The following is a 10317-nucleotide window of genomic DNA, read 5'->3' as shown; positions in this document are numbered from 1 at the left end:
CGGTCGCGCCGCCGGCGCCGAGCACGGCCGGGACGGCTGCGGCGGCCGTCTGGATGTCGCCGCGGCGCAGGGCCTGGGACGCGCGCGCGAGGTGGGCCGCCGACTGCGGCCGGTCGGCCGGGTTCTTGGCGATGCACGCGTAGACGAGGTTGCGCACCGGCTCCGAGATGGTGACGGGCAGCTCGGGCGGCGCCTCGTTGATCTGCGCCATCGCGATGGCCACCTGCGACTCGCCGGTGAACGGGCGCCGGCCCGCGAGGCACTCGTACGCGACGATGCCGAGCGAGTAGATGTCGGTCGTCGGCGACGCCGGGTGGCCGGAGGCCTGCTCGGGCGAGAGGTACTGCACCGTGCCCATGACCTGGCCGGTCGCGGTGAGCGGAACCTGGTCGGCGATCCGCGCGATGCCGAAATCGGTGATCTTCACGCGCCCGTCGGGCGTGATGAGGAGGTTGCCGGGCTTGATGTCGCGGTGGACGAGACCGGCCGCGTGCGCCGCCTGCAGTGCGGCCGCGGTCTGGGCGACGATGTCGAGCACCTTATCGGTGGAGAGCACGTGCTCTCGCTCGAGGACCGTCGAGAGCGCCTCGCCCGGGACGAGCTCCATGACGAGGTAGGCGCTGCCCTCCTCCTCGCCGTAGTCGTAGACGTTGGCGATGCCCTCGTGGTTCACGAGTGCCGCGTGACGGGCCTCGGCGCGGAAACGCTCGAGGAACCCGGGGTCGCCGAGGTACTCGTCCTTCAGGATCTTGATCGCCACCTGGCGGCCGATGACCAGATCGGTCGCCTGCCACACTTCGCCCATGCCGCCGATGGCGATCCGGGACTGCAGTTCGTAGCGACCACCGAAGGTCAGCCCTGCACTCGGTCTCATTTGTTCAGCACCGCCTCTAGTACCTGTTTCGCGATCGGGGCGGCGATCAGGTTGCCGTACCCCTCTTGACCCAACCCGCCGCCGTTCTCGACCATGACCGTGATCGCGTACTGCGGGTCGTCGGCGGGCGCGAATCCGGTGAACCACAGGGTGTACGGGTCGCCCTCGCCGTGTTCCGCCGTACCGGTCTTACCGGCCACGCTGACGCCGTCTATTGTTGCATTACTCGCCGCGCCGTTCTCGACGCCGTTGACCATCATCTCGGTCATCGTCCGGGCCGTCGCGGAGCTGATCGCCCGGTCGTATTCCTCCGGCTGCATCTCCGACAGCAGGGTCAGGTTGGGGTTCACGATCCGGTCGACGGTGTTCGGCCGCATCACGATGCCGTCGTTGGCGATCGCGGCGGAGACCATGGCCATCTGCAGCGGCGTCGCGAGCACCTGGCCCTGGCCGAAACCGGTCAATGCCGTCTGCGCGTCGTCGAGCGAGCGTGGATAGACGCTCGCTTCGGTCGGCATCGGGATGTCGAACTCGGTGTTGAAGCCGAACTTCTCCGCCTGCTGGCGGATGGCGGCGTCGCCGAGCTCGACGGCGAGCTCCGCCATCGGGATGTTGCAGCTGAGTCGCAGCGCCGTGGCGAGCGTGACCGTCGCGCCGCCGCCGCAGGTGCCGCCGCCGCTGTTGCGGACGACCGAGCTGGACCCCGGGAGCGTGTACGACGCCGGGTTCGGGAAGGTCGAATCGGGGGTGTACTGGCCCGACTCGAGGGCCGTGGCGACCATGACGAGCTTGAACGTCGATCCCGGCGGGTTGAGGTCGCCGCCGGTGGCACGGTTGAACAGCGGGTCGCTCGGGTCGTCGACGAGCGCCTGGTAGCTGTCGATGACCTGCTGGCCGTTGTGCACGGCGAGGGAGTTCGGGTCGAACGTCGGCTTCGAGACCATCGCGAGGATGCGACCGGAGTCCGGCTCGGTCACGATCACGGCGCCCTGGTAGTCGCCGAGGGCGTCCCACGCCGCCTGCTGGAGGGTGGCGTCGAGGCTCGTTTCGACGGATGCGCCCTTCGGGTCCTGACCCGTGAAGATGCGGTTGAGCGAGTCGAAGAACTGGGACGACGCATTGCCCGAGAGCTCCGGATTGAGCGCGGCCTCCATGCCCGTCGCCTCGCCGTTGATGGGGAGGTAGCCGGTGACCGTCGCCCACAGCGGACCGTTCGCGTAGATGCGCTGGAACTGGTACGCGTCGTCCGACGGCACCGAGGACGCGATCGCCGCGCCGCTCGCGACGATCGCGCCGCGCTCCACCGAGTAGCTGTCGTAGAGGGTGCGCGTGTTGCGGGCATCCGCGTCGAGGTTCGGCGCCTGGAAGAACTGGATGATCGACGTCGAGACGAAGAGGGTCAGGAACATCGCCAGGGTCAGGATGCTGACGCGCTTGAGTTCGCGGTTCACGACTCGATCACCAGCCTCGGGTGGTTGCGGATGGTGTCGGAGAGCCGGAGCAGGAGGGCCACGATGATCCAGTTCGCGAGCAGCGACGAGCCGCCCGCGGCCAGGAACGGCATCGTCAGGCCGGTCAGGGGCACGACCCGGGTGACGCCGCCGACGACGACGAAGACCTGGAGCGCTACGACGAAGGCGAGGCCGACGCCGAGGAGCTTGCCGAAGTCGTCCTGGCCGGCGAAGCCGATGCGGAAGCCGCGCTCGACGAAGAGCAGGTAGAGGGCGAAGATCGCGAAGAGGCCCGCGAGCCCGAGCTCCTCGCCGAGGCTCGCGATGATGTAGTCGCTCTCGGCGAGCGGGGTGATGTACGGGCGGCCCTGCCCGAGACCCGTGCCGAGCATCGACCCCTTCGCGAGGCCGAACAGACCCTGGACGAGCTGGTAGCTGCCGCCCGTGGCGTCGTAGACCGACTGGTCGAAGGGGTTGAGCCAGGCGTCGACGCGGCCTCGCACGTACTCGAGGGTCTGCACGGCGATGATCGCGCCGGCGACGAAGAGCGAGAGGCCGATCGCGATCCACGAGAACCGGCCGGTCGCGACGTAGAGCATGCAGAGGAAGAGGCCGAAGTAGAGCAGGCCGGTGCCGAGGTCGCGCTGGAAGACGATGACGCCCATCGCGACGGCCCAGACGATGAGCAGCGGCCCGAAGTCGCGCATGCGGGGCCACTGGATGCCGAGGAACTTCGGTCCCGTCATCGAGAGGGCATCCCGATTGCGCACGAGGTAGCCGGCGAAGAAGATCGCGAGGGCGATCTTCGCGAGCTCGCCCGGCTGGAAGTTGAGGAAGCCGCCGAGGCTGATCCACACGCGCGCGCCGTTGACCTCGTTGCCGAGGCCCGGCACGAGGGGCAGCAGCAGCAGCACGAGGGCGGCGAGCCCGAAGAGGTAGGTGTAGCGGAAGAGGATGCGGTGGTTGCGCAGCACGAGCAGGGTCGTGATCGCGGCGGCGATCGCGATCGCGGTCCACGCGATCTGCTTGACCGCGATGCTGTCCCAGCCCTCGTTGCCCTCCGCGATGTCGATGCGGTAGATCATCGCGATGCCGATGCCGTTCAGCACCGTCGCGATCGGGACGATGAACGGGTCGGCGTCGCGCGCGACGAAGCGCAGCGTGATGTGGAGGCCGAGGACGAGCACGATGAGGCCGGCGCCGAGCACGATGAGCTGGGTGTCGACGTGACCGAGGGCGCCGAGCTGCACGAGCACGATCGCCGAGAGGATGATCACGAACGCCGGGATCAGGATGCCCAGCTCCAGGTTGCGCAGCCGCTGCGGCACCCGGATGCGCTTCACTTTGCCCGTCGGCGGGGCCGTCACGTCATTCAACGGACTCCTCCAGACGTTGGACGATGGCGAGCGCTTCCGTCAGGGAACCCGCGTTGATGGTCTGCTGCACGCGCTGCTGGTCGTAGGTGCGCAGCTCGCTCACCTCCACGTCGGACTCCCGGTACAGCTCGTGCAGGGAGATGGGGCCGAGGTTCTGCTGCACCCCGCGGTAGATCGCGACGACGCCGCTCGGCGCCTCCCCGACGTAGAAGCGAGTCTGGGTCCACTGATAGCCGAAGTAGGCGACCGTCGTGATGGCGGCGACGAGCAGCAGGATCCAGAAGCCCCAGACGAGGCGGCGCCGCCTGCGGCGCCGGGCATCCTCTTCGATGATCTCGTCGTAGAACTCCTCGGAGTCCGGCTCGAAGTGCGTCTCCTGCACCGGATGCGGACGGAACGGCGTGAGCCGGAGACCGCGCGTGCGGATCGCCTCGGAGACCTGGCCGAAGGCGAGCGGTGCGGCCGCGGACCCGACGATCTGCGGCGGCGTCTCGGGGGCCGGGGGATCGCCGATGTCGACGATGACGACGGTGACGTTGTCGGGCGCGCCGCCGTCGAGGGAGGCTTTCACGAGCCGGTCGGCGACGATCTTCGGACTGACATCGGCGGCGAGGAAGTCCTGCAGCGCGTCGAACGGCACGACGCCGGAGAGGCCGTCGGAGCAGATCAGCCAGCGGTCGCCCGGCAGCAGGTCGACGACGGCGGTGTCGATGTCGGGCGAGGTCTCGACGTCGCCGAGCACGCGCATCAGTACCGAACGACGGGGATGCGTCATCGCCTCCTCGGCGGTGATGCGGCCGGCGTCGACGAGACGCTGCACGAACGTGTGGTCGGTGGAGACCTGGCTGAGCTCGCCTGCGCGCAGCAGATAGATCCGCGAGTCGCCGATGTGGGCGATGGCGGCCTGACCGCCCTGCACGATGATGCCGCTCGCCGTGGTGCCCATGCCCGTGAGCTCGGAGTGGTCGGCGACGGTCTCGGCGAGGCGTCGGTTGGCCTGCTGGAGCGTGTCGGCCAGGGCGCGGGCGGCGGCGGCGGCATCCGGGTAGTCGGCGTCGGCCGCGGCGGTGAACTGCGTGACGATCGCGCTCGCGACGTCGCCGCCCGCGTGGCCGCCCATGCCGTCCGCGACGAAGAACAACCGACGACCCGCGTACCCGGAATCCTGGTTGTTCGAGCGGATGCGCCCGACGTGGGAGACCGCCGTGCTCGCCTTGACCGACACCACGCGCTACCGCCGGAGCTCGAACGTCGTCGCCCCGACCTTCACCGTGGCCCCGAGCGGAACGGGAACGGGCACGGTCACGCGGGAGCCGTCGAGGAACGTGCCGTTGGTGGAATCGAGGTCCTGGATCATCCAGCGGCCGTTCCACAGCATGAGTCGGGCGTGATGCGTCGACGTGTAGTCGTCGCGGATGATGATCGCCGAGTCGCCCGATCGGCCGATCGTGATCTCGTCGCGGCCGAGCGGGAACTCGGCGCCGGCACGGGGGCCGGACGTGATGACGAGCTTCGAAGCGTTGTCGTTGCCGGCGTCGGAGCGGTCGACGGGGCTGGAGGGGTAGCCGCTCGCCGCGGGCACGACGGGCGCGGTGCCGCCGGGCGGCGTCGCCGCGCGGGGCTCGGCCCCGGCCGTCGCCGCGGGCTGGAGCTTGCGCACCCGCTGGCCGAACAGGTCGCTGCGGAGCGCGTAGACGATCGCGAAGACGAAGCCCCACATCAGGATGAGGAAGCCGAGCTGGAGCGCAAGGAGGGTGAGGGCGGAGGGATCGGTCACAGTTCCGTCCCCCAGAACCCGCCCGCATCCGGTCGACGCACGATGGGGGAGGGCGACGCCGAGCCGGCTCCGCCGCGGGCCTCGCGGGCGAGCACGCGGAAGACGATGCGGGAACGGCCGATCGTGATGACCGAGTCGGGCTCGAGCACCGCATCCTTCACGGCCTTGCCGTTCAACTGCGTGCCGTTCGTGGAACCCAGGTCGCGCACGCGCGCCCGCCGACCGTCCCACTGCACCTCGGCGTGGCGGCGGCTCGCGCCCGTGTCGCCGAGGGCGATATCGGCCTCGGAACCGCGGCCGAGGACCGTACGGCCCTTCAGGATCGGGTAGCGGGTGCCGTCGACGTCGAGCACCGGGGTCCAGGCGACCTCGCCCTTCACGTTGCGCGAGTCGACCTGCACGATGCCCGTCGAGAGCGACTCGTCGGCGAGGAGGTCGATCGTCACTCCGCCGGCGAACTGGAAGCCCTGCCCCGCGGCGTGCTGCTGCACGATGCCGGTGAGCTCCTCGACGAGCGTCGTGCCGAGTCCGGCCATGCGCTCGTAGTCGGCGGGCGCCATGCGCACCGCGAATTTGTTCGGCACGAGCACGCGGTCGCGCGAGACGACGGCGGCCTTCGTGTCGATCTCGCGTTTGAGGGCCGAGGAGATCTCGACCGGCTGCAAACCCGAGCGGAAGGTCTTCGCGAACGCGCCGTTCACGGCGCGCTCGAGACCCTTCTCGAAGTTGTCCAGTAGGCCCACAGGTCTCCCGATCCCATCCGTCGATTCCTCAGCATGCTAGCCCGCCGCGGTGCATTCGCCGCCAATGGGATGTCGCGCCCCGCGCGATTCCGGGGAACTCGCCGCGGCGGGGCAACCGCCCGAGCGGTCTCAATCGATGGGGAAGGCGACCGCCCCTTCACTGTCGAGGTCGAGCGAGAGCGTCGGGATCGTCGCCGTGAGCAGGGAGCCGTCGCTGCGGCGTCCGCCGCGCACGTCGGACATCGTCGGCGCGCCCGCGAGCCGCGGTCCCTGGCCGGCCAGCGGCACGACCACGGGCGCCTCGGGGTCGAGGCGGACCTTCGCACCGCGGACCTGCACCTCCACCGGCTCAGGACCGGCCTCGAGCACCTCGAAGACCATCCGATCCTGTTCGACCGTCGCGAGGAATCTCGTGCCGCGCAGCGTCATCCGGAACTTCAGCGACGACCAGTCCTTCGGCAGGCGCGGGTCGAACCGGTAACTGCCGGTGGGGTCGCGGAAGCCGGCGAATCCGTTGATGAGCGCCGCCCACACGCCGCCCGTCGAGGCCACGTGCACGCCGTCCGCCGCGTTGTGATGCAGGTCGGCGAGGTCGACGTAGAGCGCCGAGCGGAAATAGCGCATGGCCAGGTCGGCGTAGCCGACCTCCGCCGCGATGACCGACTGCACGACCGCCGACAGCGTCGAGTCGCCCGTCGTCAGCGGGTCGTAGTACTCGAAGTCGGCGAGCTTCTGCTCGGCAGTGAAGCGCTCCGACTGCAGCAGCAGCGCGAGCACGACGTCGGCCTGCTTGAGCACCTGGAAGCGGTAGATGACGAGCGGGTGGTAGTGCAGCAGCAGCGGTCGCTTCGTCTCGGGCGTGTGCTCGAGGTCCCAGAGCTCCTTCTGCAGGAACGCGGAGTCCTGGGGGTGGATGCCGAGGCCCTCGTCGAACGGGATGTGCATGTGCGCCGCCGCTCGCCGCCACTCGCCGACCTCGCCGAGCGTGAAGCCGAGCCGGGCGAGCGCCCGGTCGTAGGCGAGCGGCGCCGAGATCGCGAGCTGGTCCACCGCGTAGGCCGCGGCCGCGAGGTTCGCCCGTGCCATGACGTTCGTGTAGAGATTGTCGTTGACGACGGTCGTGTACTCGTCGGGCCCGGTCACGCCGTGGATGTGGAAGACGTCGTCGCCCGTGCCGAAGCGCCAGAATCCGAGGTCCTCCCAGAGCCGGGCCGTCTCGACGAGGATGTCGATGCCGCCGTGCGCCAGGAACTCGATGTCCTGCGTGGCCAGGGCGTACTGCACCACCGCATGCGAGATGTCGGCGTCGATGTGGTACTGCGCGGTGCCCGCCGCGTAGTACGCGGAGGACTCCTGGCCGTTGATCGTGCGCCACGGGAAGAGCGCCCCGCGCTGGTTGAGCTCGAGGGCGCGGGCGCGGGCCGCCTCGAGCATCTTCACCCGGAACCGCAGCACGTTCCGCGCGACGGTCGGATTGGTGTAGGTCAGGAACGGCATGACGTAGATCTCGGAGTCCCAGAAGTAGTGGCCCGAGTAGCCCGATCCCGACACGCCCTTCGCCGCCACGCCGCCGCCGTCGGTGCGTGCGCTCGCCTGGGCGAGCTGGAAGAGGTTCCACCGGATCGCCTGCTGCAGCTCGGCCTCGCCGCCGACCTCGACGTCGGTCTGCTCCCAATAGCGGTCGAGCCACTCGCGCTGGTCCTCGAAGAGCCGGTCCGTGCCGGTGTCGCGGGCGCGGTCGAGGGTGCGCGACGACCGGTCGGCGAGCTCGCGCACCGGCACGCTCGTCGACGTGTGGTAGCTCGCGGTCTTCGTCAGCCGGATGGGCTTGCCCGCCTGCGCCCGCACCTGGATCGTGTGCTGGGCGATGTCGTCGTCGATCTCGCCGCTGACCGTGTACGGATTCTCGGTCAGGAGGTAGTGGTCGACGCCGACCACGATGCCCATGTCGGAGTTCGTCGTGCGATAGCCGAGCTGGTAGCGCGCGCCGGAGTGGCGCTGCAGGCGCGGCTGGAGGACCCGCTCGCCGATCTGCTCCGCCTTGCGGGGGTCGAAGGCGGCACCCGGCACGATGGTCGTCGCCGAGACGCCGCCGCGATACTCGTCGCGACCGTCCTGGCGGTTCAGGATGAGGCTCACGATGGTGACCGCCGCATCCTGGTCGAGCAGCTCGACGTCGTAGTCGGTGACCGCGAGGTGCCGGTCGGTGAAGCTCGCGATGCGCCGGCTCGTCACGAGCACGCGCTTGCCGGACGGCGTTCGCCACTCGAGCCGACGGGTCAGCGTTCCGTCCCGGAAGTCGAGCCGGCGCTCGTAGTCGAGCAGCTCCGCATCGCTCAGGATGAGCGGCTCGTCGTCGATGTAGAGCCGGATCGTCTTCGAGTCGGGCGCGTTGACGATCGTCTGGCCGACGCGGGCAAAGCCGAACGCCTCCTCCGCGTGCCGGATCGGCCACGTCTCGTGGAACCCGTTCACGAACGTGCCGTGCTGGTACTTCACCCGGCCCTCGATGACGTTGCCGCGCATGCCGAGGAACCCGTTGCCGGTCGCGAACAGCGTCTCGGTCACGCCGAGGTCGCTCTCGGAGAACTCGGTCTCCACGAGCGCCCATTCGTCGATGGGGAAGCGGGACCGGTCGAGCGGGTCGGTGTCGGCGAATCTCACGCGTGCTCCTCGTGGTCGGCGGGCTGCTGCTGGTCGGGGGCGTCGGCGTCCGTGGATGCCTCGCCCGACGAGGCATCCTTCGCCCGGTCGAGCGCCGGGATCAGTTCGTCGAGCTCGTCGACGACGACGTCGGCGCCGAGGCCGAAGAGCTTGCGGCGGCCCACGCCGCGGTCGACGGCGATGACGAGGCCGAACGGGCCGGTCGCGCCGGCGGTGACGCCCGACTCCGCGTCTTCGACGACGGCGCACGCCTCGGGCGGCAGGCCGAGCTGCTTCGCCGCGAACTCGAACGTGTCGGGGGCCGGCTTGCCGAGCATGTGGCCGGCCTCCACGACCTTGCCGTCGACGATGACCTCGAACCGATCGAGGATGCCCGCCGCGGTGAGCACCTCGCGGGCGTTCTTCGACGAGGAGACGACCGCCACGGAGCACCCGTCGGCGATGACGCGCTCGAGGAAGGCGAGGCTCGCCGGGTACGGCGCGACGCCTTCCGCGTTCAGCGTGGACATGAACTCGTCGTTCTTGCGATTGCCGAGACCGCGGACGGTCTCGGTCTCGGGTGCGTCGTCGCTCGTGCCCTCGGGCAGCTCGATGCCGCGGCTCGCGAGCATCGCCCGCACGCCGTCGTAGCGCGGCTTGCCGTCGACGTACGCGTAGTAGTCGGCGTCGCTGTACGCCTCCTCCGACGGGTAGGCGGCCAGGAACGTGTTGAACAGGCGCGACCACGCGTGCATGTGCACCACCGCGGTCGGCGTCAGCACGCCGTCCAGGTCGAACAGGTAGCCGCGGATCGGCGTCAGATCCACGGTTTCGGGTGTGAGATGGTCGGCCACGGAAGCCCTTCCCCTCGTCGGCTTCGTCTGTCCGGCACCGACGTGCGGCGCTCCTCAGCATCGTATTCCGGCCGGGGCGGATTCCGCTCGGGCGGTTTCGAGCCGCGTCCGCCGCTCCTCGCCGGTCGAGCTGCGAACGCAGCGCGCGTTCCCCGTCGGTCGAGGAGTGAGTACTTCGTCGGTCGAGTAGTGAGCGCAGCGAGCGTATCGAGACCCCGCAACCCCGACACCCGGCACCCGCCGCCGAATTGGTGGACGGGCGGCGAGGTGTTAGGCTCGGTGGGCTGTCGCACGCGAGTGCGTCGGAATGCGCAAGTGGCGGAATAGGCAGACGCGCACGGTTCAGGTCCGTGTACCTTCGGGTGTGGGGGTTCAACTCCCCCCTTGCGCACCACGGGATCTTCGCAAGTTCGAGGATTTCCATTGGCAAGATCACAAAACGGCTCGAGTCCCAGACGGGATTCGGGTCGTTTTTCGTTGCCCGGCGGGCGCCTCGGAAGTGTGGGTTATCGGCCAGAAAGAGTGGATGTCTCGGGCGTGTCAGCTGCGTCCGGCCCAGCCTTTCCTGGTCCAGAGGCCTTCTTCGTCGCTGAGTCCGG

The 10317-nt window shown here is 69.5% G+C and carries 8 protein-coding genes and 1 tRNA gene; 1 reads left to right on the top strand and 8 read right to left on the bottom strand.

Annotation, left to right across the window (positions count from 1 at the left end; translation table 11 throughout):
* The 8 genes from GB864_RS16920 to GB864_RS16885 form a co-directional block, all read right to left on the bottom strand.
* On the bottom strand, positions 1-874 hold an 874-nt coding region (locus tag GB864_RS16920; protein WP_160426862.1), incomplete at its 3' end, for a serine/threonine-protein kinase.
* Entirely contained in the window at positions 871-2325 is a 1455-nt protein-coding gene (locus GB864_RS16915; RefSeq protein ID WP_160426861.1) for a penicillin-binding transpeptidase domain-containing protein, read from the bottom strand. The genes GB864_RS16920 and GB864_RS16915, both read right to left, overlap by 4 nt.
* Positions 2322-3701 (bottom strand): FtsW/RodA/SpoVE family cell cycle protein, encoded by a 1380-nt coding sequence (locus tag GB864_RS16910; RefSeq protein WP_202107333.1) that lies wholly within the window; start codon positions 3699-3701, stop codon positions 2322-2324. Before GB864_RS16910 ends, GB864_RS16915 begins: the two co-directional genes overlap by 4 nt.
* On the bottom strand, positions 3694-4929 hold the full coding sequence (locus tag GB864_RS16905; RefSeq protein WP_336604059.1) for a PP2C family protein-serine/threonine phosphatase: 1236 nt from the start codon (positions 4927-4929) through the stop codon (positions 3694-3696). Before GB864_RS16905 ends, GB864_RS16910 begins: the two co-directional genes overlap by 8 nt.
* 3 nt (positions 4930-4932) lie before the next feature.
* Positions 4933-5421 carry an FHA domain-containing protein FhaB/FipA gene (locus GB864_RS16900; RefSeq protein WP_160426863.1) on the bottom strand — a complete coding sequence of 163 codons (489 nt, stop codon included), beginning with the start codon at positions 5419-5421 and terminating at the stop codon, positions 4933-4935.
* A 53-nt stretch (positions 5422-5474) separates the two neighbouring features.
* Entirely contained in the window at positions 5475-6221 is a 747-nt protein-coding gene (locus GB864_RS16895; protein ID WP_160426860.1) for an FhaA domain-containing protein, read from the bottom strand.
* Between the two features lie 129 nt (positions 6222-6350).
* Positions 6351-8885, bottom strand: a complete 2535-nt coding sequence (locus GB864_RS16890) for a glycosyl hydrolase family 65 domain-containing protein (protein ID WP_160426859.1) — start codon at positions 8883-8885, stop codon at positions 6351-6353.
* Positions 8882-9691, bottom strand: a complete 810-nt coding sequence (locus GB864_RS16885; RefSeq protein ID WP_160426858.1) for a beta-phosphoglucomutase family hydrolase — start codon at positions 9689-9691, stop codon at positions 8882-8884. Before GB864_RS16885 ends, GB864_RS16890 begins: the two co-directional genes overlap by 4 nt.
* Positions 9692-10027: 336 nt before the next feature.
* On the opposite strand from GB864_RS16885, the gene GB864_RS16880 reads away from it, so the two are divergent.
* Positions 10028-10112, top strand: a tRNA-Leu gene (locus GB864_RS16880).
* The last annotated feature ends 205 nt before the right edge of the window (positions 10113-10317 follow it).

The sequence above is a fragment of the Agromyces seonyuensis genome (genome assembly GCF_009789225.1).
In the GTDB taxonomy this organism is placed as follows: domain Bacteria; phylum Actinomycetota; class Actinomycetes; order Actinomycetales; family Microbacteriaceae; genus Agromyces; species Agromyces seonyuensis.
Note: the sequence above shows the minus strand (reverse complement) of the source record. Positions and strands in the feature narration are given on the sequence as shown.

Bases quoted from the DNA above. Each gene is read 5' to 3' on its own strand.
- GB864_RS16900 (WP_160426863.1), bottom strand. From the start codon at position 5,421: ATGTGGGGCTTCGTCTTCGCGATCGTCTACGCGCTCCGCAGCGACCTG.